We start from the raw sequence: 24,819 nt of genomic DNA, 5'->3' as shown, positions 1-24,819 counted from the left end.
CAAAAAAACCCGGCACAGGCCGGGCTTTTTCAGCAAGCGCGAAGCTTAGGCAGTGAAGGTCTTGCCTTCGAACTGCTCGGCGACGAACTTCCAGTTGACCAGGTTCCAGAACGCTTCGACGTATTTAGGACGAACGTTGCGGTAGTCGATGTAGTAGGCGTGTTCCCAGACGTCGCAGGTCAGCAGCGGGGTGTCGCCGTTGGTCAGCGGGTTGCCGGCGCCGATGGTGCTGGCCAGGGCCAGGGAACCGTCAGCCTTCTTCACCAGCCAGCCCCAGCCGGAGCCGAAGGTGCCGATGGAAGTCTTGCTGAACTCTTCCTTGAACTTGTCGAACGAACCGAACGCGGTGTTGATGGCTTCAGCCAGGGCGCCGGTAGGTTGGCCGCCGGCGTTTGGCGCCAGGCAGTTCCAGTAGAAAGTGTGGTTCCAGACCTGAGCGGCGTTGTTGAAGATGCCGCCCGAGGAAGTCTTGACGATTTCTTCCAGGGTCTTGCCTTCGAACTCGGTGCCTGGCACCAGGTTGTTCAGGTTCACGACGTAGGTGTTGTGGTGCTTGTCGTGGTGGTATTCCAGAGTCTCTTTGGAGATGTGCGGCTGCAGCGCATCGTGGGCGTAGGGCAGCGGCGGCAATTCAAAAGCCATGGTGATTCTCCTAATCAGGTCTGTTGCGGTGAGCGCAAGGCCGATCACGGGCGGCCAGATATACGCCGGCGAGTTTTTACTCTTTGCGGCGCAAGCTCTGGATCATAGCACCGGGGCTTGGGCATAACCACGCAACAACTGTGTGGGATAGAGGTTCCAGAGCGTTTAGGCATATATAAGTTGCGCGGCTACCGCGAACATCATGACGGCCACCATCAGGTCCAGCAGCCGCCAGGTGGCCGGCCGTGCCAGCCACGGCGCCAGCCAGGCCGCGCCCAGGGCCAGGGTGAAGAACCACAACAGCGAGGCGCTTGCGGCGCCGGCCACATAAGCGCTGGGCATGCTCTGCTGCGCGCCCAGGGAGCCGATCAGCAGAACGGTGTCCAGGTACACGTGGGGGTTGAGCAGCGTCACCGCCAGCGCGCTCAACAGCACCGCGCGCCGCGAGCGCTGGCCATCGCCGTCACCCTGTTGCAGGCTTTGGCTGGAACAGGCGCGGCGCAGCGCCTTGGCCCCGTACCACAGCAGGAAAACGGCCCCGCCCCAGCGCGCCACGCCCAGCAGCAACGGGCTGTGCGCCAACACGTTGGCCAGGCCGAACACCCCCAGGGTCACCAGCACGGCATCGCACAGCACGCACAGCAGGGCCACCGGCAGGTGATGCTCGCGGCGCAGGCTCTGGGCCAGGACGAACGCATTCTGCGTGCCGATCGCCATGATCAGCCCCGCCGCCACCAACAAACCGTTTACATAACTGTGCCACATGACATTCACGCTCCTCTGCAAGGCTTTGGAGTGTGGGGCCTGTTGCTGTATAAGAAAAACCAATACTGCTGATCGCTCATTAGGAAAAGTGATGTTCGATTACAAATTGCTCTCGGCCCTGGCGGCGGTCGCCGAACAGGGCGGCTTCGAGCGCGCGGCCCAGGTGCTGGGGCTGTCGCAGTCGGCCATTTCCCAGCGCATCAAGCTGCTCGAGGCGCGCATTGGCCAGCCCGTGCTGGTGCGCGCCACACCGCCGACGCCAACCGAAGTTGGCCGGCGCCTGCTCAACCACGTGCAGCAGGTGCGCCTGCTTGAGCGCGACCTGCAGGGCCAGGTGCCGGCGCTGGACGAAGAGGGCTTGCCCGAGCGCCTGCGCATTGCCCTGAACGCCGACAGCCTGGCGACCTGGTGGGCGTCGGCGGTCGGCCGTTTCTGTGCCGAGCGCGGGCTGCTGTTGGACCTGGTGGTGGAAGACCAGGAGGTGGGTCTCAAGCGCATGCGTGCAGGCGAGGTGGCCGCCTGCCTGTGCGGCAGCGAGCGGCCGGTGGCTGGCGCGCGCAGCCTGCTGCTGGGCGCCATGCGTTACCGGGCGTTGGCCAGCCCCGGGTTTGTCGCCAGGCATTTCCCTGCGGGCTTCGATGCGGGACAATTGGCCTGCGCCCCGGCCCTGGTCTTCGGCCCGGACGACCGGCTGCAACACCGCTACATGGCCGCACTGGGGATCGACGGCGGCTTCATGCACCACCTGTGTCCTTCTTCCGAGGGTTTCATGCGCATGGCCGAAGCCGGCCTGGGCTGGGGCCTGGTGCCCGAACTGCAGGTGCAGCCGCAACTGGCGGATGGCAGCCTGGTGGAACTGATGCCCGAGCGCTGGATCGACGTGCCGTTGTACTGGCACCACTGGCGCCATGGCGGCCAGTTGCTCACTGACCTCACCGACCACCTGGCGCGCCAGGCCGGGCAGTGGCTGGTAACAACCCTTTAACGATACAAACGATGCGGAGCGCTTCATGAAAATTCTGGTGACCGGCGCGAGTGGCTTTATTGGCGGGCGCTTTGCCCGCCATGCGCTGGAACAGGGGCTGGAGGTGCGCGTCAGTGGCCGCCGGGCCGAAGGGGTCGAGCACCTGGTGCGCCGGGGCGCACAGTTCGTCCAGGGCGACCTCACCGACCCTGACCTGGTACGCCGCCTGTGCATCGGCGTCGAGGCGGTGGTGCATTGCGCTGGCGCCGTGGGCAACTGGGGCCGTTACCAGGACTTCCATCGCGGCAACGTCGAGGTCACCGAAAACGTCGTCGAGTCGTGCCTCAAAGAACAGGTGCGGCGCCTGGTGCACCTGTCCTCGCCTTCCATCTATTTTGATGGCCGTTCGCACCTGGGCCTGCGCGAGGAGCAGGTGCCGCGGCGCTTCCACGATCATTACGCGAAGACCAAGTTCCTCGCTGAACAGAAGGTCTTCGGTGCAGCCGAGTTCGGCCTTGAGGTGCTGGCCTTGCGCCCGCGCTTCGTCACCGGGGCCGGCGATGTGAGCATTTTCCCGCGGCTGCTGGCGATGCAGAAGAAAAACCGCCTGAAGATCATCGGCAACGGCCTCAACAGGGTCGATTTCACCAGCGTGCAGAACCTCAATGAGGCGCTGATGAGTGCCTTGATGGCTGGGGACACGGCGCTGGGCAAGGCCTACAACATCAGCAATGGCAGCCCGGTGCCGATCTGGGACGTGGTCAACTATGTGATGCGCCAGATGAACCTGCCCCAGGCCACCCGTTATCGCGGCTACAAGCTGGCGTACACGGCAGCGGCGCTGAACGAAGGCGCCTGCCTGCTGTGGCCGGGGCGGCCGCAACCGACCCTGTCGCGCCTGGGCATGCAGATCATGAACAAGGATTTCACCCTCGACATCAGCCGGGCAAGGCATTATCTGGAGTACGAGCCCAAGGTCAGCCTATGGTCGGCGCTGGATGAGTTCTGCGGCTGGTGGAAAGCCCAGGACCGCACCGGCAGCCGTTGAACCGGCGCGCGCCTGCGTGGTCGATCACTGCGGCCCGTGGGCGGGTATACTCGCACCGCTATTTAGCCATCATCGTGCTACATACAAGGTTTCCCCATGCGCAACGACGCCCGTGACGACGATTTTGACAATGTGCCCCGCCTGAGTGCCAAGGACGGGGATGACGACGACTTCGCCCCCGCCACCCCCGCCGAGCGCGACCGCACCACGGTGTATTCGCGCACCACGCCGGTGGTCAAGGTCAAGGGCCCCAGCACCGGTGGCCTGTGGGCCCTGGTGGGCGCGCTGACCATTGCCCTGGCCGGCCTGGGTTGGTGGAGCTTCCAGCAGATCTCGCTGATGGAGCAGCAACTGGTGGCCACCCAGGAAAGCTTCGCGCGCATCAGCGAGGAAGCCGCCGGGCGCCTGCAGGACATCAGCGGCAAGGTGGTCGCCACCGAGTCCAGCGCCACCACCGGCAGCGAGCAATTGAAACTGCAGATCAAGCAACTGCAGGCGCAGCTGCAGGACCAGGGCCGCCAGCAGCAGGGCGTGGCCGGGCAGCAGGGTGACCTGGGCAAGCGCCTGGACCAGGCCCTGGCCCAGGCCAGTGCCCAGCAGGCGGCGAACGAGCAGGTGCAGGCGCAGCTCAAGAGCCTGGGCGCAGACCTGGCGACCCTGAAGGCCGGCCAGGCCGACGGCGGCAAGCTGGATGCGCAGATCAAGGCGGTGGCCAATGACGTGGCGGCGCTGAAGAAGCAGGGCAACGTCGGCGGCCGCCTGGACAGCGTCGAGCAGGACCTGGTGGTGCTCAAGAGCGAGGTGGAGAACCGCCCGGCGCCGGCAGCCGGCACCAACACCGCTGAGTTCGACTCGTTCCGCGGGCAGACCACGCGTAACATCAGCACCCTGCAGAGCCAGATCCAGAACCTGCAGCAGCAGATCAATACCCGCCAGTAAATCGGCTGGGCATGAAAAAGCCCCGGTGCTCGCGCACCGGGGCTTTTTCGTTCAGGCCAGGCTTACAGCGTCGGGTAATCCAGGTAACCCTCGGCGCCCTTGCCGTAGAACAGTTCCGGCTTGGGTTCGTTCAGCGGCGCATCGGCTGCCAGGCGGGCCACCAGGTCCGGGTTGGCGATGTAGGGGATGCCGAAGGCCACGGCGTCAGCGGTGCCGGCTGCCAGGGCAGCGTTGGCGCTGGCCTTGGTGAAGCGCTCGTTGACGATGTACGGGCCACCGAAGGCTTCCTTCAGGGCGGCGCCGATGCTGTCGTCGGCCTGCTTCTCGCGGGCGCAGATGAACGCCACGCCACGCTTGCCCAGCTCGCGAGCCACGTAGCTGAAGGTTTCCAGGCGGTTGGCGTCACCCATGTCATGGGAGTCGGCGCGCGGTGCCAGGTGCACGCCCACGCGGCCGGCGCCCCACACGTCGATGCAGGCATCGGTCACTTCCAGCAGCAGGCGCGCGCGGTTTTCTAGCGAGCCACCGTAGTTGTCGGTGCGGTTGTTGGTGCTGCTTTGCAGGAACTGGTCCAGCAGGTAGCCGTTGGCGCCGTGCACTTCCACGCCGTCGAAACCGGCGGCCTTGGCGTTCTCCGCGCCCTGGCGGTAGGCCTCGACAATGTCGGCGATTTCAGCGGTTTCCAGCGCGCGAGGGGTCGGGAACTCGGTGATCGGGCGCACCAGGCTGACGTGGCCGGCCGGCTTGATGGCGCTCGGGGCCACTGGAGTCTCGCCGTTCAGGTAGCTTTCATGGGAGACGCGGCCCACGTGCCACAGCTGCAGGAAGATACGGCCGCCGGCGCCGTGGATGGCTTTGGTGACGTTGGTCCAGCCACGCACCTGGTCGTTGGACCAGATGCCGGGGGTGTCGGGGTAGCCCACGCCCATCGGGGTTACCGAGGTGGCTTCGCTGAGGATCAGGCCGGCGCTGGCGCGCTGCACGTAGTACTCGGCCATCATGGCGTTGGGCACGCGGCCTTCGTCGGCGCGGCAGCGGGTCAGGGGCGCCATGATGATGCGGTTCGGCAGCTCGAGGTCGCCAAGTTTGATCGGATCGAAAATCGTGGTCATGGGACTAGCCTCACAGGTTTGGAGTTGGCAAGGGGATAACGGGCGCGCTCAGAGCTCTTGGCTCATCTGCTTGAGGAAGGCCTGGATGGTCTCCTCGTTGCGCTGGAAAAAGTGCCACTGGCCGACTTTGCGGCTGCTGATCAGCCCGGCGCGTTGCAGCGTCGCCAGGTGGGCTGACACCGTGGACTGCGACAGGCCGCAGCGCTGGTCGATCTGCCCGGCACACACGCCGATGTCGGTGCTGTGGTGCTGTTGGTCGGGGAATTCGACTTCAGGGTTTTTCAGCCAGTTGAGGATTTCTCGCCGTACTGGGTGGGCCAGGGCTTTTATTATTTCGTCGAGATCGATGGGCATGGCAGCAGTGCTCGTCCGGGTCAGCGTATATCGCGTTGGGACGAAATATATATCTGTAAATCGCGATATACAAATATGATCGAGCGCTATGCACAGGCTAAATCGGTATATCGGGTTATAACGATGCGCTCGCCAGGTGGTACGCTGGAGAGATGAACTATCTCGCGCACCTGCACCTGGGCGGCCAGGAACCTGAACAACTGCTGGGCAGCCTGTATGGCGATTTCGTCAAGGGCCGGCTGGAGGGGCAGTATTCGCCGCGTTTGCTGGCGGCCATCCAGCTGCACCGGCAGATCGATGCGTTTACCGATAGCCATCCGTTGGTGCTGGCGGCGTTGGCGCGCTTTCCGGCGGCGCGGCGGCGGTACGCGGGCATTATCCTCGACGTGTTTTTCGACCACTGCCTGGCGCGGCATTGGCAGGATTACGCCGAGGTACCGTTGCACCAATACACCGCCGGGGTCTACCGGGTGCTGGCCGCCGAGCCGCAGCTGCCGGGGCGGCTGGCGCGCATGGCGCCGTACATGATCGCCGACGACTGGCTGGGCTCGTACGCGGAATTCGAGGTGCTGGAGCAGGTGTTCAACGGCATTGCGCGGCGGCTGTCGAAGCCGGAAGGGATGCTGGGAGCGATGCAGGAAGTGCGCGCGCTATACGAACCCCTCACCGCGGACTTCCGCGCCTTCTACCCCATCCTCCAGCAGTTCGCCCGTGTGGGAGCTGGCTTGCCAGCGAGCTCTTGACGTCCTCAAAAACTCGCTGGCAAGCCAGCTCCCACAGTGGGGTTACGCGGCTTCGGCCTGCTCGGTGGCCTGGCCAAACAACGCTACGCGCACCGCTTCCTGCGCCTGGAACGCCAGCGCCGCGCGCTCCATGCCCGCGCTGGGGATGGGCGCCAGCAGGTGGATTTCAACTTCGCCCACATCGTTGCTGAACAAGCGCATCAGGTGCGACAGCAGGTCGTCGTCGCCAATGAACGGCGCCAGCGGGTCGAGCGCGCCGTTGCGCAGGTAACGGATGGCCACCGGTTGCAGCGGCACCTGGGCCTCGATGGCGCTGGCCAGCAGGCGGCCGTGGAAGGTGCGCAGGGCCTGGCCGTTGGTGGTGGTGCCTTCGGGGAAGATCATCAACGAGCACTGGCTGCCCAGGTGGCGGGTCATCTGCCGGCGAATCAGCTGGCTGTCGCCCGAGCCGCGGCGGATGAACAGGGTGCCGGCCTTCAGCGCCAGCCAGCCGGCGATCGGCCAGGCCCGCACTTCGGCCTTGGACAGGAACGACAACGGTGCCAGTTGGCCCAGCAGGGCGATGTCGGTCCAGGAAACATGGTTGCCCACCCACAGCATCGGCTGGGTAGGCAGGTTGCCGTGCACGGTCACGCGAAAGGGCAGGGCGTTGCTCAGGCGGGCCATGAAGAAGCGCGACCAGCGCTGGCGCCGGACCATCGAGTTGCGCAGGCGCAGGCGTTCATACAGGGTGAAGATGGCCGCCATGCCCAGGCCCAGGGCAACCACCAGCAACACCCGGGCGACGCGCGCGTAGACGCGCCCGCGTGCCATCAGACCGCCGCCTTGAAGTGACGGGCGTAGCGTGGGCAGAGGTTCTCGCGCTTGAGCAGGATGAACACGTCGGCCACCTGGAATTCCTCGTCCCAGCAGGGCTCGCCGCACACCTTGGCGCCCAGGCGCATGTAGGCCTTGAGCAGCGGTGGCATTTCGGCGATGACGTTGTGCGGCACGTCCAGCTCAGGCAATGGGTTCTTCGGTTCGGCGCGCAGGTGCTCGGTGCACAGGTAGCGTTCGCGCAGGCGCTGCATGATCGCCCGGGCCTGCACGCCGCCGTCCTGCATGGGGATGCTGGCGCAGCCCATCAGGTAGCTGTAGCCGCCTTCGTTGAGCACTTCGGCCAGTTCGCCCCAGAGCACGGCGATGGTGCCGCCGTTGCGGTAGTCGGGCGCCACGCAGGTGCGGCCGATTTCCAGGATCGGGCCCTGCAGGCCACCCAGGCCGTGCAGGCTGAATTCTTCTTCGCTGTAGAAACGGCCCAGGCCGTGGGCAGCGGTGTGGTCGAGCAGGCGGGTGGTGGCCACCAGTTCGCCGGTGCTCAGGTCGCGGACACCGATGTGGCGGCAGTGGGCGTCGTAGTCGTCCATGTCCAGGCCCAGTTCGGCACCCTTGAGCTTGGCGTTGAACTCGCCGCTGAATACATTGAAACGCAGGCTCTGGGCCTCGCGCAGGGCTTGGTCCCCGGTCAGGCGTTCGGCTTGCAGGCGACGTTCGGTGCGAGTAACGCCAGATAGAGCGATCTGAGTCATTGCCAGTCTCCAAAAGCCAGCCATGGGGTTGCGGCCGGTCCACTTTGTTGTGCAAGCTCAGCCTAGGTAGGCCCGGTGTCATCACCGTTAAGCTTTGGTGATGCTTGTATGACAGCCCCCAAGGAGCGCCCCATGTCCTGGCTCAAGTTGCTCAATGTGCGTGAACGCCTGCCGCTGGCAGCATCGTTGACTGATACCTATGCCGCGCTGCTCGAGCGCCTGGGGCCGGTTTCGCCGTTTGAATTGGCGGTGCTCGGCGGCCAGGCCGTGCACAGCCCGGGGCTGGCGTTCCTGGTGGGCTACCAGGCCGCGTTGCGGGTGTTGTGGCCCAGTGCGCCGCCCAGCCTGGGCGCGATCTGCGCCACCGAGCAGCACAGCCTGCGCCCGGCCGACCTGCAGACGCGCCTGGCGGACCTGCGCCTCAACGGCCGCAAGGATTTCGTCACCGCCGGCGATGCCGCCGACTGGCTGCTGGTGGCCGCCCGCAGCGAAAGTGCCGGGCAGGCACCACGGCTGAGCCTGGTGGTGGTCTACCCCGGCGAACCGGGCGTGCGCCTGGAGCCGTTGCCGCCGATTGCGCTGATGCCGGAGATCAGCCACAGCCGCCTGCACCTGGACAACGCCCTGTGCGAACGCCTGGCCGGGGACGGCTGGGACGCCTACGTCAAACCGTTCCGCAGCCTGGAAGACCTGTATGTGCTCAGCGCCATGCTTGGCTGGCTGTACGCCTGCAGCCAAGACCACGGTTGGCCGCAGGCGTTGCAGCTGCGCCTGGTGGGCCTGCTGGGCAGTTGCGCCGAGGCCACCCGCCAATGCGCGGACGCGGCGGCCAGCCATGTGCTGCTGGGCGGCGTGTTCGAGCAGTTCGCGGCGTTGGCCGGGCCTCTGGAACAGGCGTTCGCCAACGGCCCCGCGGAGCTGGCAGCAGTGTGGCAACGCGACCGCGGCCTATTGACCCTGGCCAGCGGCGCCCGCCAGAAACGCCTGGATAAAGCCGTGGAAACCCTGGCCCTGTAGCCGCTGCCGCAGGCAGCGTCCGAGCGCGAATACCTGTCACATTCGCCTTCTACACTGCGCGCCATGCGCACACCCTGGCTCTGCCTCCTCGCTGTTTTCGCCCTGCCAGCCCTTGCCGAGGACTGGCCCGGCGAGCAATGGGCCCAGGCCCTGCAACCGCCCACGCCGGCGGTGCAGGCCCTGGCCGACTACGCCTTCCCCCCGCGCGATGACAGCACCCGTACCGGGGTGCGCACCGACGCCCTGGTGGTGATTCGCGACGGTCGCCTGGTCTATGAGCGCTACGCGCCGCCCTTTACCGCCGACTCCCTGCACAGCACCTGGTCGATCAGCAAAAGCCTGATGGCCTGCGTGCTGGGTGTCGCCTATGGCCAGGGCCGCTTCCAGCTCGATGACCCGGTAGCCACCTATTACCCGGCCATGGCCCGCCACCCCGAGGTGCACCTGGCCGACCTGTTGCACTGGGCCTCGGGCCTGGACTGGCAGGAAGACTACGAATACGCGCCGCTGTATTCGTCGGTGGTGGCCATGCTCTACACCCGTGGCCGTGATGACATGGCTGCGTTCACCGCCGGCCTCGACAGCTTTGCCGCGCCGGGCCAGGTGTTCCGCTATTCCAGTGGCGACAGCAACCTGCTGTCGGCGGCGCTGCAGCAGATGGTTGGCGCCCACGACTATCCCGACTATCCCTGGCAGGCGCTGTTCCAGCCGCTGGGCATTGAGCACGCGGTGTGGGAGGCCGACGGCAAGGGCGTGTTCGTGGCCTCGTCCTACGCCTACCTGCGCGCCCGCGACCTGGCCCGCGTCGGCCTTTTGATGTTGCGCGACGGCCGCTGGCAGAACCGGCAGCTGTTGCCCAGAACCTGGGTGGCCTTCAACCGTCGGCCCTTCGACCACGCCGTCGCCGAGCCAGGCGAAGCCACCGGCGGTGGCCAGTGGTGGCTCAACCAGCCCGTGGGCAATGCCCCACGCCCCTGGCCCGACGCCCCGGCACAGACTTTCGCCGCGCTGGGCCATTGGGGCCAGGCGCTGTACGTGCTGCCCGAACAGAAGTTGGTCATCGTCCGCTACGGCGATGACCGCGACGCCAGCTACCAGCACAACCAGCTGCTGAAACTGGCCATCGCCGCGTTCGCCCAGGGCAAAGCGCAATGAGGCGCGGGGTGACGGTGATCATCGTGCTGGCCCTGGGCCTGTCCGTGTGGCACGAGCGCGTGGCGCTGCTGTCGTTTCCCGGCATCCTCAGCGCCTACAGCGCCAAGGAATACTGCTCGTGCCGCTACGTGATGGGCCAATCGGCCGGTTACTGCGCCGGCTACGTCAAACAGTGGCTGCCCTTGAGTGCGCTGGAAGATGACGTGGCCAACACCCGGGTGTCAGCGCGGGGGCTGGGGCAGGGCGCCACGGCGGTGTGGGCCGGCACGCGGCAGGGTTGTCGGCTGCAACGCTGAAATTGAACTTGCGTCACGGTTCCTGAGCAGGTTCACGGCGGCTTCGCCAGTCATTGATATAGCTCAGGATTTTCTCGGTGCCTTGCTCTGTCTCCAACAGCTCCATGGGAGGTCGCCCTCCCAGGAATGGGTTGGGTGCTTCCATCCATTTGAACGCTGCGCCTCGACTCCCTTTGGCATCTATCACCGGTCCAAGCACCTGCTTCAAGCGTTGGGGGTTTGCGTACCAGGACTCTGGCTTCAAGGTGGCCTGGCGCCCGCCGGCAATGACGCGAGGCAGCTGCGATGCTGCCAGTTCGCGGGTATCGATTCTTTTTCGAACCCAGTGGGCCAGTTTTACCAGTTCGCTGTTTGGATGCCGATGATGGCCGGTTGTGGGAATGACCAGACCTACTCGAACGGATGTATTAGCTCTGATCATTTCCAGTGCCGGAGCCAAGTCGGTGTCATTGGTCACGACAACGACCTGATCGACGGTGCCGGTCAAGGCATCGTGGTACGCGTGCAAGGCTAAATTCACATCTGATTGTTTTTCCTCCACCTTCCAGGCCAACCCGGTGTCGCAATCCTTGGGTAGGCGTTTTGGCTGAGTTGCACAGATCAGACGCACCTTCATGGGGTTTACAGCGTAGTACCCTTCGATTAGCTCGATGCGGGTGCCGTGGAGTTTTCGCAATGCGCTGTGATACCTGGCTTGGGATGAAACCGAGTCAGGATCGCTGGCCACGCTTTCAATGATTCGCGCTGTAAAGAACTTCAGGGAGGGCGCCGGAAGGAGTACCCAAGAGCGTGGGCGAAGCAGATCATCCGGTGCCAGGATGGAGGGCAGAATGTGCTGTTCGCATAGAGCTATCGGGTCAAGCCATTTGAACGCTGTGTTGCGCAGACAGCCGTAATAAAGGTTGTAGCCGTCGATGTAGATTCGGGTTCGCAGCGGCGTCGAAGCCGTTGGTCCATGCATTGACGATGCTCCATAAACGAAAAAACCGGCTTTCGCCGGCTTTTTCCCCCTCAAACCAGATGGTCATGCCACACCGGTTGCAAGGGTTAGTTGTTGGGACAGATTATTGCGCAGCCAAGCGCCAGGAGCAAGATGATAAAGGGTGGCTGGCTCTTGGGGTGTCCTTCTTGTGTTTCGGAATGAGACCTAATATTGGGCTCCGGCGTCAATTCGGAGCGCTTGTAATGTTTTTTGCTACCTGAGCGGTGCCCGGTTAAGGTTGGCCTGACAATCTGTAACCGGAGGTTGCATGGCCGGCCCCATCTTTCCCTGGCGCCCCGACAACCAGTTCGAACTGCTGGTCGACGGCCCGGCATTTTTCCCGCCCATGCTCGCGGCCATCGCCGCGGCTCGCGAGCAGGTCGACCTGGAACTGTACCTGGTGGAGTCTGGCCAGTGTGCCCAGGTGGTCATCCAGGCCCTGGCCGAGGCGGCCGGGCGCGGTGTTGCCGTGCGTTGCCTGTTCGATCATTACGGCTCGCTGGCCCTGAGCGCCGAGCTGCGCCAGGTGCTGATCGACGCGGGGGTGGAACTGCGCTGGTACAACCCGGTGCGATTGCGCCGTGGGCTGCGCAACCTGTACCGCGATCACCGCAAGGTGCTGATTGTCGACCAGCAATGGGCGGCGGTAGGCGGCACCGGGCTGACCGACCAGTTCTGGCAGCCAGGCCAGCCCGACAGTGAATGGCATGAAGTGATGGTGCAGATCCAGGGGCCGCTGGTGGCTGACTGGCAGATGCTCTTTGACCGCCAGTGGCGCGCCAACCTGCGCCGCACGGCGTGGCGCCCGGCCACCCATTTCGGCCTGTCGCGCCTGCCCAGGGTGCCGGCCAGCGGTGCCGGCCTTGGGCGCGTGGCCTACGCCGATGCCCGCCAGCACCGGGACATCCTGCGGTCGCTGGTGCGCGCCATCAACAGTGGCCACCGGCGTATCTGGCTGGCTACGCCGTATTTCCTGCCCACCTGGAAGGTCAGGCGTTCGCTGCGCCGGGCGGCGGCGCGTGGGGTGGACGTGCGGCTGCTGCTCACCGGGCCACGCACCGACCATCCCTCGGTGCGCTATGCCGGGCACAACTATTACCCGCGGCTGCTCAAGGCCGGGGTCAGCATCTTTGAATACCAGCCGTGCTTTTCCCATTTGAAGATGGTGCTGATCGACGACTGGGTCAGTGTCGGCTCGTGCAACTTCGACCACTGGAACCTGCGTTTCAACCTGGAGGCCAATGTCGAGGCGCTGGACGCCTCGCTGACCCTGGCGGTGGAGCGCAGCTTCACCACCGACTTCCAGGCCAGCCAGCGCGTCGAGCTGGCGGACTGGCGGCGGCGCCCCCTGTGGGGCAGGGTGCAGCAACGGGTGTTCGGCTGGCTGGACCGGCTGACCATCACCGTGTTCGGGCGCCGCGAGTGACACTTTCCGATGAGTAGTAACCGCGTATTACCCGTTGCCCAACCCAGGGGGCTAACGTGTTAGGCGTGAAGTTATCTACGCTGTCTTATAGGAGTGTCACAGCATGGCCGCGAAAAAGATCCTGATGCTGGTCGGCGATTACGTCGAGGACTACGAAGTGATGGTGCCGTTCCAGGCCCTGCAGATGGTCGGCCACGTGGTGCACGCAGTGTGCCCGGACAAGACCGCCGGGCAGAGCGTGCGCACCGCCATCCATGATTTCGAGGGCGACCAGACCTACAGCGAGAAGCCTGGGCACAACTTCGCGCTGAACTTCGACTTCGCCCAGGTGCGTGCCGGCGACTACGACGCCCTGGTGATTCCCGGCGGCCGCGCGCCCGAGTACCTGCGCTTGAACGCCAAGGTGCTGGAACTGGTGCAGGCCTTCGACCAGAGCGGCAAGCCCATTGCCGCGGTGTGCCACGGCGCGCAGCTGCTGGCCGCGGCCGGCGTGCTGGAAGGCCGCGAGTGCAGCGCCTACCCGGCGTGTGCCCCGGAGGTGAAACTGGCCGGTGGCCGCTATGTCGACATCGAGGTCAACCAGGCCCACGTGCAGGGCAACTTCGCCACCGCCCCGGCCTGGCCCGCCCACCCCGCCTGGCTGGCGGGCTTCCTGGGGTTGCTGGGGACCCAGATCATCCTGTGAGGATTTGCCCATGTGCGAGCTCTACGTAAAAGCCGACCCCATCCTCTACGAGTCCCGGTCGCGCTCGCTGCGCATCCGCGGAGTGGTGACCACTCTGCGCCTGGAGAACCAGTTCTGGGACATCCTCAGCGAAATCGCCGAGGTGGACGGCATGAGCACCAACCAGCTGATCACCAAGCTCTACGAGGAGGTGATGGACTACCGTGGCGAGGTAGTGAATTTCGCCTCGTTCCTGCGGGTGAGCTGCATGCGCTATTTGACCCAGCGGCGCGCGGTGGCGGCGGTGCCGCGCGCGGCGTCGGTCGTACCGATGACCGCCCACGCCTGACCTGACCGCCCTGTAGCAGCGGCCGCAGGCCGCGTCCAACGCGTTCCGATTTTCCCGGCACACTGCGGCGAATCCGGACGCGGCCTGCGGCCGCTGCTACGGGGCCTTATAAAAAAGCCCGGCACACAGGCCGGGCTTTTTCAACGCAAGGCCTGCGGCCTTACTTCACTTCAACTGCCAGGCTTTCGCTGATCTTCTGCTGCCAGATCGCTGGGCCGGTGATGTGTACCGACTCACCCTTGCTGTCTACCGCAACGGTAACCGGCATGTCCTTGACGTCGAACTCGTAGATCGCTTCCATGCCCAGCTCTTCGAAGGCCACCACGCGCGACTTCTTGATGGCTTGCGCCACCAGGTAGGCCGCGCCGCCCACTGCCATCAGGTAGACGGCCTTGTAGTCCTTGATCGCCTCGATGGCGACCGGGCCACGCTCGGACTTGCCGATCATGCCCAGCAGGCCGGTCTGGTCGAGGATCTGGCGGGTGAACTTGTCCATGCGCGTGGCAGTGGTCGGGCCAGCCGGGCCAACCACTTCCTCGCGCACCGGGTCAACCGGGCCGACGTAGTAGATGAAGCGGCCTTTCAGGTCCACCGGCAGGGTTTCGCCGCGGTTGAGCATTTCCACCATGCGCTTGTGCGCGGCGTCACGGCCGGTGAGCATCTTGCCGTTGAGCAGGATGGTCTCGCCTGGCTGCCAGCTTTGCACTTCTTCGGGCGTCAGGGTGTCGAGGTTGACGCGGCGGGCCGACGGGCCGGCTTCCCAGACGATTTCCGGGTAGGCGTCCAGGTCCGGTGCTTCCAGCTCCGCAGGGCCCGAGCCGTCCAGCACGAAGTGGGCGTGACGGGTGGCGGCGCAGTTGGGGATCATGCACACCGGCAGCGAGGCGGCGTGGGTGGGGTAGTCCATGATCTTCACGTCGAGCACGGTGGTCAGGCCGCCCAGGCCCTGGGCGCCGATGCCCAGCTGGTTGACCTTCTCGAACAGCTCCAGGCGGATCTCTTCGATACGGTTCTGCGGGCCACGGGCCTTCAGCTCGTGGATGTCGATGGATTCCATCAACACTTCCTTGGCCATTACCGCAGCTTTCTCGGCGGTGCCGCCGATGCCGATGCCCAGCATGCCCGGTGGGCACCAGCCGGCGCCCATGGTTGGCACGGTTTTCAGCACCCAGTCGACGATCGAGTCGGACGGGTTGAGCATCGCCATCTTCGACTTGTTCTCGGAGCCGCCGCCCTTGGCCGCCACGTCCACTTCCACGGTGTTGCCGGGAACGATGGAGTAGTGGATGACTGCCGGGGTGTTGTCCTTGGTGTTCTTGCGAGCACCGGCCGGGTCGGCCAGGATCGAGGCGCGCAGCACGTTCTCGGGCAGGTTGTAGGCGCGACGCACGCCCTCGTTGATCATGTCGTCCAGGCTCATGGTGGCGCCATCCCAGCGCACGTCCATGCCCACGCGCACGAACACGGTGACGATGCCGGTGTCCTGGCAGATCGGCCGGTGGCCGGTGGCGCACATGCGCGAGTTGATCAGGATCTGGGCGATGGAATCACGGGCCGCCGGCGACTCTTCGCGCAGGTAGGCTTCGTGCATGGCCTGAATGAAATCTACCGGATGGTAGTAGGAAATGAACTGTAAGGCGTCGGCGACGCTCTGTATCAGGTCGTCTTGCTTGATCACGGTCATGCGGCGCGCTCCTCTTAAAGACGGGAACATTCGTTAAGGTATTTCGACACGTCGGGCGACCATCGAAACGACCTTTCAAGACGCGCCGGGCAGCTGCGACCGACGCAAAAAAGGCGCGGCAGTATACCGCACCTGGCGGCCACCGACACACGCCGATAGTCAAAGGCGGGGCGGTTATCGGCGCACTGAAAAGGTAAAAAGCTGTACAGAACTGTTATACAGCGGTTGCAAATTTGGATAGTTATTTTTGACGGGTAGCACTAAAGTGGCATCTGGCCATAGCGCCGTTCGGTGCCAGGACGGGAAGGGATCCCTTTGAGCACGGTGAGTCAACGAGTGACCGACAAACTTCTACAGAAGCTGCTGATCAAGCGCTTCACCCTAGCCGCTGGCACGTACGTGCTGGTGCTGATGCTGACCTGGGTGGCAACGCTCAGCGACTACTTTCGCGCCTCGATCACCACCACGGTGGTCACCACGCTGTTGGTGATCGTGACCCAGGGCGCCCTGGCCCTGGTGTTTTCCAAGGGCTGGAACCGCCGCTTCCGCGACCCCAGCCTGACCGAGTTCCAGGTGCTGCTGGCGCTGGGCTGGCAGACCTGGCTGATGGCCAACCTCGACGGCGCACGTGGCACTTTCCTGGTGCTGTACCTGTTGATCCTGCTGTTCGGCCTGTTCCACCTCACGCGCCGGGTGTTCGTGCGCTGCGCCGTGCTGGTGTTCTTCAGCTTCGCCGGGCTGAACCTCTATGAAGGCTACCAATTGCAGCTGCCCGACCCGGGCCTGGCGGCCATCCAGGTGTGCGTGCTGTTCGTGGTGCTGGTGTGGCTGTGCCTGTACGCCAGCTACGTACAGGCTTCCCGCCAGCGCATGCGCCAGCGCCGCTACGCGCTGCAGGCGCACCAGGACACCTTGCGCGGCATGATGCGCCAGCTCGAGGACCTGGTGGCTACCGATGAACTGACCGGCCTGTACAACCGCCGCCACTTTCTCAGCCTGGCTGGCCGCGAGCTGCTGGCCATGAGCGCGGGTAGCCAGCATGGCCTGGCACTGATCGACCTGGACCACTTCAAGCGCATCAACGACGTGCACGGCCACGCCGCTGGCGACCAGGTGCTGCAGGTGTTCGCCGAGGTGGCCGCCGCCTGCCTGCGCGACGGCGATGTGCTGGCCCGCTACGGCGGCGAGGAATTCGTGCTGCTGTTGCCCGACTCCAACACCGAGCGCCTGAGCGTGTGCTGCGAGCGCCTGCGCCTGGCCTTCGCTACTGCCGAGCTGGGCGAGCTGGACGTACAGAACCTGAGCCTGTCGGTGGGCATGACCCTGCTGCTGGAAGGCGATGACCTGGACGATGCGCTGCACCGCGCCGACCAGGCGCTGTACCGCGCCAAGCGAGCGGGCCGCAACCGCTGTGCGGCTGCCTGGGAAGCCGCCGATGCCTGAACTCACTGTCGGCCAGCAGCGCTGGTCGGTGGCGCCGGGCCAGAACCTGCTCGACGCCCTCAACGCCCAGGGCCTCAACGTGCCGTACAGCTGCCGCGCCGGCAGTTGCCACGCCTGCCTGGTGCATTGCCTGCGCGGTGAGCCGCTGGACCGCAAGCCCGAGGCGCTGGACGCCGGCAAGCGTGCCGAAGGCTGGCGCCTGGCGTGCCAGTGCCAGGTAGTCGACGACCTCAGCGTGGCGGTGTTCGACCCCAAGGCCGACGGCCTGCCCGCGCAGGTGGAAAGCTGCGACTGGCCCAGCCCCCACGTGCTGCGGCTGCGCCTGCAACCGGGGCGGCCGTTGCGTTACCAGGCCGGCCAGCACCTGGTGCTGTGGACCGAGACCGGCGTGCCCCGGCCCTATTCGCTGGCCAGCCTGCCCCAGGAAGATCACTTCCTGGAGTTTCACATCGACTGCCGCCAGCCGGGCGCCTTCGTCGACGTGGCGCGCACCTTGAAGGCGGGCGACACCCTGCGCCTGGGCGAGTTGCGTGGCGGCGCCCTGCATTATGACCCGGACTGGCAGGACCAGCCGCTGTGGCTGCTGGCGGCAGGCACCGGGCTGGCGCCGTTGTACGGGATCTTGCGTGAGGCGTTGCGGCAAGGGCATCAGGGGGCGATCCGGGTGGTGCACCTGGCGCGTGATGCCAGTGAGCATTACCTGGCCGGGGAGTTGGCCAGCCTTGCCGGCCAGCACCCCGGCATGCAGGTGCAATTGCTTGTCCCCGAGCACTGGGAGCAGGCACTTTCAGGCCTCAGGCCCACGTCGCGCCAGACCTGGGCGCTGGTGTGTGGCGGCCCATCCAGCGTGGAGGCCTATTCAAAGCGCCTGTTTCTGGCGGGGGTTGCGCGCAACCAGGTGCTGGCGGACGTGTTTGCCACCAGGTCCTGAGGGCAGGGCGGCTGCGGCATCCGGGCCGTGATTCCTGAGCCAGGCGTGGTCGGACGGATCTGCGTAATAGCCGCCGGTCAGGATGTCGTCGTTGGGGGTCACCAGCACGTCGAAATACTCCGACGTGAAAGGCGCCACGCTGAAGCCCTGGCCGTTGCCGAATCCCGCGTCCAGCTCGCCCTTGCGGCTCAAGCGCAGCAGCACGCCCCGGCGCTGCCCGGCCAGGGCGGCGGTACCAGCCACCACCACCTCGGCTTGCTGCCACTGCGCGGCGTAGAACCGCTCCAGCGGCACCTGTGGCAGCGCGAAGCGCAAGGGCAGCTCGTCATTGAATTCGGGGGCTGGGCGGCCGTCCTTCTTGCAATGGGCCATGAGCACGTCGCGGTCCAGGTTGCCGATGGCGAAAAGGTCCTCGTGCTCGTCCACTAGCAGGGCGCCGAACCGCGCCCGGTGGGACGGCTCGCCAATGGCAATGAATCCCGGTGATGACTCGGCATTTAAGGTATCGTCCGGTTGGCCGTGCTGGGTATAGCGCGCCACCACTGCATAGGTGCTGCCTTCCGCTGGCTGGGTGCCTCCGTAGACCAGCAACTTGTTGCCCTCGAGCCGGTGCAGGCCGCCGGGGTTGATCTCCAGGCCACCGACACTGACATGCACCACGCCAGTGTGATTGAACGTGGTATCGAAGGTGCCGTCGGCGTTCAGGCGGATCAGCTGCGTGGTGCCGTCGGAGTTTTCCCAGGTTGCTTCAAGCAGCAATAAGACAAGCTTGCCATCGTCCAGTAGCAGGTGCGAAGGCACCTGCCGCGCAGCACGACGCGCAAGGCCGCGCAGGCCGCTTGTGGCGCGCCCAGGCAATTGCTCCAGCACCAGCTTGCCCTCCTGGCCAAAGCTGGCATCCACACTGCCGTCGAACCTGTATTTGGCCAGCGCTGCTAGGCTCGTGTATTCGAAGAAGTCGAAGAACTCGCCTTCCAGGAAAATGCCATCGTTGCCCACGGCGATGCCGTAGGCTGCCGAGTAGCCAAAGAGCTCATGGCTGAACACGTCTGCGATGAAGCCGGCCCCTGCGCCGAAGCCGGGGTCGAGTTGCAGCGAGGCGTCCACGCGAGCCAGCACGAACTCGTCAGCAAGCTGGATGGCGAGCAGCTTTTTGTCGTCCGGCAATGGCTGGATGGCGACGATTTCACCTTCGAAGTCTTCTACGTTGGCAACGTGGGCGAGCCGGCTGGCAGCCCGTGACGCCTTGATTTTCGCAAGCAGTGTTGCAAATGGCTGATCGGGATTTTCCATGGTCATGTTCCTCAATGATGGAGGCGACCCCGGGAACGGTGTCGTCGCTAACCATTAAGCAACCCATGGGCTGGCCGCGAAACTGTAAGAACTGACAGGTGCGCCCTAGCCTACTGCCTGTCGGTATCGCTGGCGCTCCTTGCCGAAGGGACGTTGCACGGGTCGCAGCGCATTGCAATCAAAGCGCCGCACCCACGCGTAATACCCCTGCTGGTACAGATACCCCGCGGCAATGATGGTGCCATCGCGCTCCAGCCCCAACGCCAGGTACTCCGACTCGTGCTCGGCCATCAGGTAGCCGGCGCCGTCGGCGAAGGCGGTGTCCAGCGCGCCTTCCGCCGCCAGGCGCACCAGGGTGCCCTTGTACTCGCTGGCGCCGGCGGTGGCCGCCAGTAGCAGGGCATCACCCTGACGAGCCACGGCCTTTACCCCGGTGACTTCGAACGGCAGCGTGACCAGCAGCGGCACGCCGGTGTTGAAGTCCGCGTGCGGGCTGCCGTCGGCGCGGCGACGGGTCACCAACAGCTCGCTGCCGAAGGTGCCTGCGGCGTATATCTCGTGGTGTTCGTCGACGCTGACCTGGCTGAGCACAGTCCGGGTGCAGGCGTCGCCGATGACGATGAAACCGGTGCCGTTGAAGGTCATGTCGCGGTGGCCATTGGCGTCGAACCGGGCGATCAGGCCCTGGGTGGCGCCTTCGTCGTCCGGGCAGGTGGCGCCATACAGCAGCAGGTCATTGCCTTGGCGGACGACGCCCCGGGGCACCACGGTGCGGCCCTCGAACTGCACCTGGGCGAAGCCTTGCTGGTTGAAGCCGGTATCCAGCGCGCCGGAGGCATCCAGGCGCACCAGGAACGCCCGGCCTTCGGGATGCTGCTCACAGGTTTCGAGAAAAAACAGCACCACACCACCGTCGGCCAGCACCACGGGCGTCTGCGGAGTAAAGATCGCCGAATGGGTGGTGCCACTGCGTTGTTTGCGTGGCCGGCGGCGGGAATGGGGCAGTTCGAGGATGTGCTTGCCGTCGCCATTGAAGGACAGGTCCGGGCGGCCATCGGCGTGGTAGCGAGCGAGGGCGATACGGTCGACATCGAAGTCGCAGGTGGCGCCCACCACCAGCACCTTGTCGCCCACCCAGGCAAGCTGGTTCACGGCGGTGAAGGCAAAGCTTGCAGTGTCGAAGGTGTCGAAGAAATAGCCCCTGTCTGGCAGCCCGAAGCTGTCGTCCAGGGTCAGGTCGGCGTGCAGGCGGGCCACGCAGAACCCGTAGCCCGAATCGATCGCCACCAGCCATTGGTCGCTGCCCGGCACCTGGGCGATGGCCTTGATGTCGCCGTCGATATCCAGCACCTGATGCTCCAGTGCTTGGCTGAGTGCGCGGGGCAGGGGTAGGGGTGATTCGCGGTGGGTCGTTGTGCGTGAGTGCATGCTGCACCTCCCTATGTGGGTGAAATAAGCGGCTATTTCACCGCAGCCAGGGTGGCGCGCGGACCTGCTAGTTCTACCAGTATCGCGCTGCGCAGATCGCGCGCACTGTTGGGTTTTACTCATTTAACCGGAGCAAACTCTATGATTTACGCCCAACAATCCTTTGGACTTGACCCTGCTTTTGGCAAGCAGGGCATGGTTGTTTGCGATAAAACCCTGCTGGGGGACCTCGTTGCCAACAGTGTTTATTCCATGGCCGTGCGCGCAGATGGCTCGATAGTCGTGGCCACATCGGATGAACATCGCCAAGGTGGCCTGTTGATCGCGCTCGACAAGAATGGACAGCCAGACGGCCCTTCAGGCCATGCCCGTTACATCCACCTCGAATTCGAGGGCCATGAGTTCGAAGAAGGTGTAGGGGTGCAGGAACTGGCCGATGGCCGCCTGTTGTTCACCGCCTGGCTTGAAGGCGAAGGCGAGGCGCTGTGGGTGCCCGGTTTCGCCATGGTCAACGCGGATCTCAGCCTGGACACCAGCTTCGGTGACCAAGGCTTCACGGTGGTGCCTTTCGATGAGCTGCGCCAGGCGCGGGTGGCGAGCGCGGCGCAGGCTGGTGCTCGTCCAGCCGCGCAGGTGGGTGCTGTCATGGGCACCGCTGCTCACTTCGTCATTCCTTTCGTGGTCAACGACGAACAGACTTTTGTCATTCGCCTTTTGGCCAACGGCAAGCTGGATACCGGGTACCACGGCAGGGGCTATCAGGAAATCGTTTATGAAGGGCGCGAGTGCGAACTGCCGGCAGCCACTACCCTGGAGGACGGCCGTATGTTGCTGGCCGGGCGTCTCACGGCCGGGAGTCAAACCTTGATCGTTGCCTTGACCGCGCAAGGCGAAATCGATGCGAGCTTCGGCAAGGAGGGGGTTGCGTTAGTCGACCTTCCAGAGGCTCGCTTGCTGTCGATCTTCCAGTCACCTGAGCACCGACTCCAGGTCAGTGGCTTCCTTGGCAATCAAGGCCTGCTCGCCAGCCTGATGCCGGACGGTGCCCTTGATACACAATTCAACCAGGGTGCCCCCTTGTACCTTAGGCCCGATGCTGCCCGCCTGCGCGTGGAACGCCTCGAGACCGGGCTCGACGGCCTGATCTGCGGGGTGGGGCAGGATCACGCCTTGAACCTTGTGGAGTCCAAGGGTGTGCTGACCTGCCATGGCCTGGACGGTGCCCCGCATCCGGCGTTCGGCCCGCAGGGCACCTTGTTCGTGGACAAGAGTTTCGGGTTCTGGGACCTGAAGTTGCAGCGCGGCGACAAATGGCTGGTAGCCGGCTCGCATTCGCCATCGCGAGCCGGCCTGGTGTGCCGCTATATGCACGCTAGCCGCTGAGCAGCGCCCTTCCATTCCAGTGCCGCGCCGTTGCCGAAGCTGCCGTCGAAACGCCCACTGGGCAGCAGCCCTGCGGCGAAGGCACGTGGCCGAGACTGCTGCGTGGCGGTGCCGGTGATCAAGCCATGGCCACCGGCGCGCTGCTGGATCGCGTCGGCCTGCAGCGCCTGGCACGCCACTGGCAGCACGCCGGCGTACCCAGGTTGGGGCAGCCCCTCGTCGTCCAGCGCTGTGACAGTCAGCAACTGGCTGTCGCTGCCGCTGGCGCAAAACCCCAGCAGCCAGCGGTCACCTTGCGCCTGTGCCGGGCCCAGGCAGGTATAGCCGCTGTCCTGCCTGATGCCCCGCAGCCGGGCAAAGCCTGCGTCGCCGTACGACGGGTCAAGCCTGCCGTTGCGTTCAAGGCGGGCCAGGAAACCCTGGCGAATGCCGCCGCGGCTGTTCCACCTGACGCCGCAGGCCAGCACGCGGCCGTCTGGCAGCACGACGAAATCGTGCAACACAGTGTGCTGCCCAGGTGCCTGGAACCCACGGTAGCCCCAGCCAATGTCCAGCCGGCCGCGGGTATTCAGGCGCAGCAACAGGGCCTGCCATTGAGTGCGGGGGTGAGACAGGGCGATATAACTGAATTCGCCATCGTTGCGGCTGATGAGCCGCGGGGGCGAGGCCCGCGCCGTGAGCGTCGAGGGTGCAGCGCCAATGTCCAGGAGCACGCTGCCGTGGTAACCGAAATGGCCACAGGGTGCGCCAGAGGTGCCCAGCAAGGTCGCTCGCAGCAATATCCTGCCGTTGCCACGCCCCAGCGTGGTCAGCAGGGACGTGCCGTCGGGCAGCTGTTGCCGGTACTCCAGCGGGTAGGGTTCACACTGCATGGCCATGGGTCGCTTCCCTGTGAGATGGTCCAAGGGCAGCGTGCCGGTCTTGCCACTGTCTTGCTACTGTCAGAAATACGGGTTTTCAATCATTCAGCCCGCCGTGGCTTGATAGAAAATCGACAAGGCACAAAAAAGCCCCCGACGCTCGCGCGCCGGGGGCTTCTGGTGAAGCGCCGGGCATTACACCAGCGGGTCACCGACGTGCAGGATCTTCATGCCGTTGGTGCCACCGATGGTGTGGTAGCTGTCGCCCTTGGTCAGGATGACCCAGTCGCCTTGCTCGACCACGCCCAGTTTCAGCAGTTCGTCGACGGCAGCCTGGCTGACCTTGTCGGCCGGCAGTGCGGCCGGGTCGAAGGCTACCGGCACCACGCCACGGAACATGGCGGCACGGGCCTGGGTTTCGCGGTGCGGGGAGAACGCGAAGATCGGCACCGAGGAACGCAGGCGCGACATGATCAGCGGGGTGTAGCCGCTTTCAGTCAGGGCGATGATCGCCTTCACGCCCGGGAAGTGGTTGGCGGTGTACATCGCCGCCAACGCGATGCTTTCGTCGCAACGCTCGAACTGGGTGTGCAGGCGGTGGCTGGACTTCATGCTCATCGGGTGCTTTTCAGCGCCCTTGCAGATGCGGTCCATGGCCTGCACGGCCTCGATCGGGTAGGCGCCGGCAGCGCTTTCCGCCGACAGCATCACCGCGTCGGTGTAGTCCAGCACGGCGTTGGCCACGTCGGATACTTCGGCACGGGTTGGCATCGGGTTCTGGATCATCGACTCCATCATCTGGGTCGCCACGATCACCGCCTTGTTGTTGCGGCGGGCGTGTTGGATGATCTTCTTCTGGATGGCGATCAGCTCGGCGTCGCCGATTTCCACGCCCAGGTCGCCACGGGCAACCATGACCGCGTCGCTGGCGCGGATCAGGCCGTCCAGGGTTTCGTCGTCGGCCACGGCTTCGGCGCGTTCGATCTTGGCCACCAGCCAGGCGGTGCCGCCGGCTTCATCGCGCAGGCGACGGGCGTATTCCATGTCGGAAGCGTCACGCGGGAAGGAAACGGCCAGGTAGTCCAGGTCCATTTCGGCAGCCAGCTTGATGTCGGCCTTGTCTTTCTCGGTCAGGGCCGGGGCGGTCAGGCCACCACCGCGACGGTTGATGCCCTTGTGGTCCGACAGCGGGCCACCGATCAGCACCGAGCAGTGCAGCGAGTCGGCGGTGGCGGTTTCCACGCGCATCACCACGCGACCGTCGTCGAGCAGCAGCTCGTCGCCCACGCCGCAGTCCTTGACCAGGTCCGGGTAATCGATACCGACGATTTCCTGGTTGCCTTCGGTCAGCGGGTGGCTGGTGGAGAAGGTGAACGCGTCACCGACTTTCAGCTCGATACGCTTGTTGGCGAATTTGGCGATACGGATCTTTGGACCTTGCAGGTCGCCCAACAGCGCGACATGGCGGCCCAGCTTGGCAGCGATGTCACGGATCAGGCGGGCGCGAGCCTTGTGCTCGTCCGGCGTGCCGTGGGAAAAGTTCAGACGGGCCACGTCCAGGCCGGCCTTGATCAATTGCTCGATCACTTCCGGCGAGTTGCTGGCAGGGCCAAGGGTAGCGACGATTTTGGTACGGCGAACGGTCATGCACTGACTCCTTTATTGAAGCGCAGCGAAAGGCTACTCCTCTCGGGCGCTGTAGTCATTGTTCCTCTGCACTACCTTGGTGGCATGGCAGTGGGCGATACTGAAGCAAGCCCCCCGGTCGAGCGG

At 65.0% G+C, this 24,819-nt stretch carries 25 protein-coding genes; 13 read left to right on the top strand and 12 right to left on the bottom strand.

The window, feature by feature from the left end; translation table 11 throughout:
* Positions 1-45 precede the first annotated feature (45 nt).
* Both RAM80_RS12175 and RAM80_RS12170 read right to left on the bottom strand, forming a co-directional pair.
* On the bottom strand, positions 46-642 hold the full coding sequence (locus RAM80_RS12175; RefSeq protein ID WP_416426779.1) for a superoxide dismutase: 597 nt from the start codon (positions 640-642) through the stop codon (positions 46-48).
* Positions 643-807: 165 nt separating this feature from the next.
* The gene (locus tag RAM80_RS12170; protein ID WP_416426777.1) at positions 808-1,407 is read right to left on the bottom strand and encodes a LysE/ArgO family amino acid transporter; all 600 of its coding nucleotides are present in this window, start codon (positions 1,405-1,407) and stop codon (positions 808-810) included.
* 91 nt (positions 1,408-1,498) lie between these two features.
* Here RAM80_RS12170 and RAM80_RS12165 point away from each other — a divergent pair, with 91 nt between their 5' ends.
* The 3 genes from RAM80_RS12165 (at position 1,499) to RAM80_RS12155 (ending at position 4,358) form a co-directional block, all read left to right on the top strand.
* Positions 1,499-2,392: a LysR family transcriptional regulator ArgP gene (locus RAM80_RS12165; protein WP_416426775.1), complete on the top strand. Its 894-nt coding sequence runs from the start codon at positions 1,499-1,501 to the stop codon at positions 2,390-2,392.
* Between the two features lie 25 nt (positions 2,393-2,417).
* Entirely contained in the window at positions 2,418-3,419 is a 1,002-nt protein-coding gene (locus RAM80_RS12160) for an NAD-dependent epimerase/dehydratase family protein (protein WP_416426773.1), read from the top strand.
* 96 nt (positions 3,420-3,515) lie between these two features.
* The gene (locus RAM80_RS12155) at positions 3,516-4,358 is read left to right on the top strand and encodes an ATPase (RefSeq protein ID WP_416426771.1); all 843 of its coding nucleotides are present in this window, start codon (positions 3,516-3,518) and stop codon (positions 4,356-4,358) included.
* A 62-nt stretch (positions 4,359-4,420) separates the two neighbouring features.
* Here the strand turns inward: RAM80_RS12155 and RAM80_RS12150 are convergent, their stop codons facing one another.
* Both RAM80_RS12150 and RAM80_RS12145 read right to left on the bottom strand, forming a co-directional pair.
* Positions 4,421-5,470 carry an alkene reductase gene (locus RAM80_RS12150; RefSeq protein ID WP_416426770.1) on the bottom strand — a complete coding sequence of 350 codons (1,050 nt, stop codon included), beginning with the start codon at positions 5,468-5,470 and terminating at the stop codon, positions 4,421-4,423.
* A gap of 48 nt (positions 5,471-5,518) precedes the next feature.
* On the bottom strand, positions 5,519-5,824 hold the full coding sequence (locus RAM80_RS12145) for an ArsR/SmtB family transcription factor (RefSeq protein WP_416426769.1): 306 nt from the start codon (positions 5,822-5,824) through the stop codon (positions 5,519-5,521).
* Between the two features lie 152 nt (positions 5,825-5,976).
* Between RAM80_RS12145 and RAM80_RS12140 the strand changes: the two genes are divergently transcribed.
* The gene (locus RAM80_RS12140; RefSeq protein ID WP_416426768.1) at positions 5,977-6,567 is read left to right on the top strand and encodes an ACP phosphodiesterase; all 591 of its coding nucleotides are present in this window, start codon (positions 5,977-5,979) and stop codon (positions 6,565-6,567) included.
* Between the two features lie 42 nt (positions 6,568-6,609).
* Here the strand turns inward: RAM80_RS12140 and RAM80_RS12135 are convergent, their stop codons facing one another.
* Positions 6,610-7,380, bottom strand: a complete 771-nt coding sequence (locus RAM80_RS12135; RefSeq protein ID WP_416426767.1) for a lysophospholipid acyltransferase family protein — start codon at positions 7,378-7,380, stop codon at positions 6,610-6,612.
* Complete coding sequence (gene olsB, locus RAM80_RS12130) at positions 7,380-8,135, bottom strand: L-ornithine N(alpha)-acyltransferase (protein WP_416426765.1); 756 nt, start codon at positions 8,133-8,135, stop codon at positions 7,380-7,382. Before olsB ends, RAM80_RS12135 begins: the two co-directional genes overlap by 1 nt.
* 132 nt (positions 8,136-8,267) lie before the next feature.
* On the opposite strand from olsB, the gene RAM80_RS12125 reads away from it, so the two are divergent.
* From RAM80_RS12125 to RAM80_RS12115, 3 genes are all read left to right on the top strand, one after another.
* Positions 8,268-9,152: an acyl-CoA dehydrogenase family protein gene (locus tag RAM80_RS12125; RefSeq protein ID WP_416426764.1), complete on the top strand. Its 885-nt coding sequence runs from the start codon at positions 8,268-8,270 to the stop codon at positions 9,150-9,152.
* 63 nt (positions 9,153-9,215) lie between these two features.
* Positions 9,216-10,307 carry a serine hydrolase domain-containing protein gene (locus RAM80_RS12120; protein ID WP_416426762.1) on the top strand — a complete coding sequence of 364 codons (1,092 nt, stop codon included), beginning with the start codon at positions 9,216-9,218 and terminating at the stop codon, positions 10,305-10,307.
* Positions 10,304-10,603 carry an amidase gene (locus RAM80_RS12115; protein WP_416426760.1) on the top strand — a complete coding sequence of 100 codons (300 nt, stop codon included), beginning with the start codon at positions 10,304-10,306 and terminating at the stop codon, positions 10,601-10,603. The genes RAM80_RS12120 and RAM80_RS12115 overlap by 4 nt, the downstream gene beginning before the upstream one ends.
* 13 nt (positions 10,604-10,616) lie before the next feature.
* Here RAM80_RS12115 and RAM80_RS12110 read toward each other — a convergent pair whose 3' ends face one another.
* Positions 10,617-11,564, bottom strand: coding sequence for an antitoxin Xre/MbcA/ParS toxin-binding domain-containing protein (locus RAM80_RS12110; RefSeq protein ID WP_416426758.1), 948 nt, complete (start codon positions 11,562-11,564; stop codon positions 10,617-10,619).
* A 289-nt stretch (positions 11,565-11,853) separates the two neighbouring features.
* Between RAM80_RS12110 and RAM80_RS12105 the strand changes: the two genes are divergently transcribed.
* From RAM80_RS12105 to RAM80_RS12095, 3 genes are all read left to right on the top strand, one after another.
* Positions 11,854-13,011 carry a phospholipase D-like domain-containing protein gene (locus RAM80_RS12105; protein WP_416426756.1) on the top strand — a complete coding sequence of 386 codons (1,158 nt, stop codon included), beginning with the start codon at positions 11,854-11,856 and terminating at the stop codon, positions 13,009-13,011.
* 103 nt (positions 13,012-13,114) lie between these two features.
* A complete protein-coding gene (locus RAM80_RS12100; protein WP_416426753.1) occupies positions 13,115-13,696 on the top strand; it encodes a DJ-1/PfpI family protein in 582 nt (193 codons plus the stop codon).
* A 10-nt stretch (positions 13,697-13,706) separates the two neighbouring features.
* A complete protein-coding gene (locus tag RAM80_RS12095) occupies positions 13,707-14,024 on the top strand; it encodes a ribbon-helix-helix domain-containing protein (protein WP_416426752.1) in 318 nt (105 codons plus the stop codon).
* A gap of 160 nt (positions 14,025-14,184) precedes the next feature.
* Here RAM80_RS12095 and RAM80_RS12090 read toward each other — a convergent pair whose 3' ends face one another.
* The gene (locus tag RAM80_RS12090) at positions 14,185-15,708 is read right to left on the bottom strand and encodes a fumarate hydratase (protein ID WP_416426750.1); all 1,524 of its coding nucleotides are present in this window, start codon (positions 15,706-15,708) and stop codon (positions 14,185-14,187) included.
* A gap of 336 nt (positions 15,709-16,044) precedes the next feature.
* On the opposite strand from RAM80_RS12090, the gene RAM80_RS12085 reads away from it, so the two are divergent.
* Positions 16,045-17,151, top strand: coding sequence for a diguanylate cyclase domain-containing protein (locus tag RAM80_RS12085; protein ID WP_416426749.1), 1,107 nt, complete (start codon positions 16,045-16,047; stop codon positions 17,149-17,151).
* Entirely contained in the window at positions 17,144-18,082 is a 939-nt protein-coding gene (locus RAM80_RS12080) for an iron-sulfur-binding ferredoxin reductase (protein ID WP_416426748.1), read from the top strand. Before RAM80_RS12085 ends, RAM80_RS12080 begins: the two co-directional genes overlap by 8 nt.
* Here RAM80_RS12080 and RAM80_RS12075 read toward each other — a convergent pair.
* Together RAM80_RS12075 and RAM80_RS12070 are read right to left on the bottom strand one after the other, a co-directional pair.
* Positions 18,011-19,375 (bottom strand): hypothetical protein, encoded by a 1,365-nt coding sequence (locus tag RAM80_RS12075; RefSeq protein WP_416426747.1) that lies wholly within the window; start codon positions 19,373-19,375, stop codon positions 18,011-18,013. The genes RAM80_RS12080 and RAM80_RS12075 overlap by 72 nt on opposite strands.
* A 105-nt stretch (positions 19,376-19,480) precedes the next feature.
* The gene (locus RAM80_RS12070; RefSeq protein WP_416426746.1) at positions 19,481-20,803 is read right to left on the bottom strand and encodes a hypothetical protein; all 1,323 of its coding nucleotides are present in this window, start codon (positions 20,801-20,803) and stop codon (positions 19,481-19,483) included.
* A 141-nt stretch (positions 20,804-20,944) separates the two neighbouring features.
* Between RAM80_RS12070 and RAM80_RS12065 the strand changes: the two genes are divergently transcribed.
* Complete coding sequence (locus RAM80_RS12065; protein WP_416426745.1) at positions 20,945-22,186, top strand: hypothetical protein; 1,242 nt, start codon at positions 20,945-20,947, stop codon at positions 22,184-22,186.
* On the opposite strand, the gene RAM80_RS12060 is transcribed toward RAM80_RS12065, so the two are convergent.
* Both RAM80_RS12060 and pyk read right to left on the bottom strand, forming a co-directional pair.
* Entirely contained in the window at positions 22,165-23,064 is a 900-nt protein-coding gene (locus RAM80_RS12060) for a hypothetical protein (RefSeq protein WP_416426743.1), read from the bottom strand. The genes RAM80_RS12065 and RAM80_RS12060 overlap by 22 nt on opposite strands.
* Before the next feature lie 177 nt (positions 23,065-23,241).
* A complete protein-coding gene (pyk, locus tag RAM80_RS12055; protein ID WP_416426741.1) occupies positions 23,242-24,693 on the bottom strand; it encodes a pyruvate kinase in 1,452 nt (483 codons plus the stop codon).
* Between the last annotated feature and the right edge of the window lie 126 nt (positions 24,694-24,819).

Source organism: Pseudomonas sp. App30 (genome assembly GCF_047947025.1).
Lineage (GTDB): Bacteria > Pseudomonadota > Gammaproteobacteria > Pseudomonadales > Pseudomonadaceae > Aquipseudomonas.
Note: the sequence above shows the minus strand (reverse complement) of the source record. Positions and strands in the feature narration are given on the sequence as shown.

What these genes read in the sequence shown, in the direction of transcription:
- RAM80_RS12175 (WP_416426779.1), bottom strand. Translation starts at nt 642, where the DNA reads ATGGCTTTTGAATTGCCGCCGCTGCCCTACGCCCACGATGCGCTGCAG.
- RAM80_RS12170 (WP_416426777.1), bottom strand. Translation starts at nt 1,407, where the DNA reads ATGTGGCACAGTTATGTAAACGGTTTGTTGGTGGCGGCGGGGCTGATC.
- RAM80_RS12165 (WP_416426775.1), top strand. Translation starts at nt 1,499, where the DNA reads ATGTTCGATTACAAATTGCTCTCGGCCCTGGCGGCGGTCGCCGAACAG.
- RAM80_RS12160 (WP_416426773.1), top strand. Translation starts at nt 2,418, where the DNA reads ATGAAAATTCTGGTGACCGGCGCGAGTGGCTTTATTGGCGGGCGCTTT.
- RAM80_RS12155 (WP_416426771.1), top strand. Translation starts at nt 3,516, where the DNA reads ATGCGCAACGACGCCCGTGACGACGATTTTGACAATGTGCCCCGCCTG.
- RAM80_RS12150 (WP_416426770.1), bottom strand. Translation starts at nt 5,470, where the DNA reads ATGACCACGATTTTCGATCCGATCAAACTTGGCGACCTCGAGCTGCCG.
- RAM80_RS12145 (WP_416426769.1), bottom strand. Translation starts at nt 5,824, where the DNA reads ATGCCCATCGATCTCGACGAAATAATAAAAGCCCTGGCCCACCCAGTA.
- RAM80_RS12140 (WP_416426768.1), top strand. Translation starts at nt 5,977, where the DNA reads ATGAACTATCTCGCGCACCTGCACCTGGGCGGCCAGGAACCTGAACAA.
- RAM80_RS12135 (WP_416426767.1), bottom strand. Translation starts at nt 7,380, where the DNA reads ATGGCACGCGGGCGCGTCTACGCGCGCGTCGCCCGGGTGTTGCTGGTG.
- olsB (WP_416426765.1), bottom strand. Translation starts at nt 8,135, where the DNA reads ATGACTCAGATCGCTCTATCTGGCGTTACTCGCACCGAACGTCGCCTG.
- RAM80_RS12125 (WP_416426764.1), top strand. Translation starts at nt 8,268, where the DNA reads ATGTCCTGGCTCAAGTTGCTCAATGTGCGTGAACGCCTGCCGCTGGCA.
- RAM80_RS12120 (WP_416426762.1), top strand. Translation starts at nt 9,216, where the DNA reads ATGCGCACACCCTGGCTCTGCCTCCTCGCTGTTTTCGCCCTGCCAGCC.
- RAM80_RS12115 (WP_416426760.1), top strand. Translation starts at nt 10,304, where the DNA reads ATGAGGCGCGGGGTGACGGTGATCATCGTGCTGGCCCTGGGCCTGTCC.
- RAM80_RS12110 (WP_416426758.1), bottom strand. Translation starts at nt 11,564, where the DNA reads ATGCATGGACCAACGGCTTCGACGCCGCTGCGAACCCGAATCTACATC.
- RAM80_RS12105 (WP_416426756.1), top strand. Translation starts at nt 11,854, where the DNA reads ATGGCCGGCCCCATCTTTCCCTGGCGCCCCGACAACCAGTTCGAACTG.
- RAM80_RS12100 (WP_416426753.1), top strand. Translation starts at nt 13,115, where the DNA reads ATGGCCGCGAAAAAGATCCTGATGCTGGTCGGCGATTACGTCGAGGAC.
- RAM80_RS12095 (WP_416426752.1), top strand. Translation starts at nt 13,707, where the DNA reads ATGTGCGAGCTCTACGTAAAAGCCGACCCCATCCTCTACGAGTCCCGG.
- RAM80_RS12090 (WP_416426750.1), bottom strand. Translation starts at nt 15,708, where the DNA reads ATGACCGTGATCAAGCAAGACGACCTGATACAGAGCGTCGCCGACGCC.
- RAM80_RS12080 (WP_416426748.1), top strand. Translation starts at nt 17,144, where the DNA reads ATGCCTGAACTCACTGTCGGCCAGCAGCGCTGGTCGGTGGCGCCGGGC.
- RAM80_RS12075 (WP_416426747.1), bottom strand. Translation starts at nt 19,375, where the DNA reads ATGGAAAATCCCGATCAGCCATTTGCAACACTGCTTGCGAAAATCAAG.
- RAM80_RS12070 (WP_416426746.1), bottom strand. Translation starts at nt 20,803, where the DNA reads ATGCACTCACGCACAACGACCCACCGCGAATCACCCCTACCCCTGCCC.
- RAM80_RS12065 (WP_416426745.1), top strand. Translation starts at nt 20,945, where the DNA reads ATGATTTACGCCCAACAATCCTTTGGACTTGACCCTGCTTTTGGCAAG.
- RAM80_RS12060 (WP_416426743.1), bottom strand. Translation starts at nt 23,064, where the DNA reads ATGGCCATGCAGTGTGAACCCTACCCGCTGGAGTACCGGCAACAGCTG.
- pyk (WP_416426741.1), bottom strand. Translation starts at nt 24,693, where the DNA reads ATGACCGTTCGCCGTACCAAAATCGTCGCTACCCTTGGCCCTGCCAGC.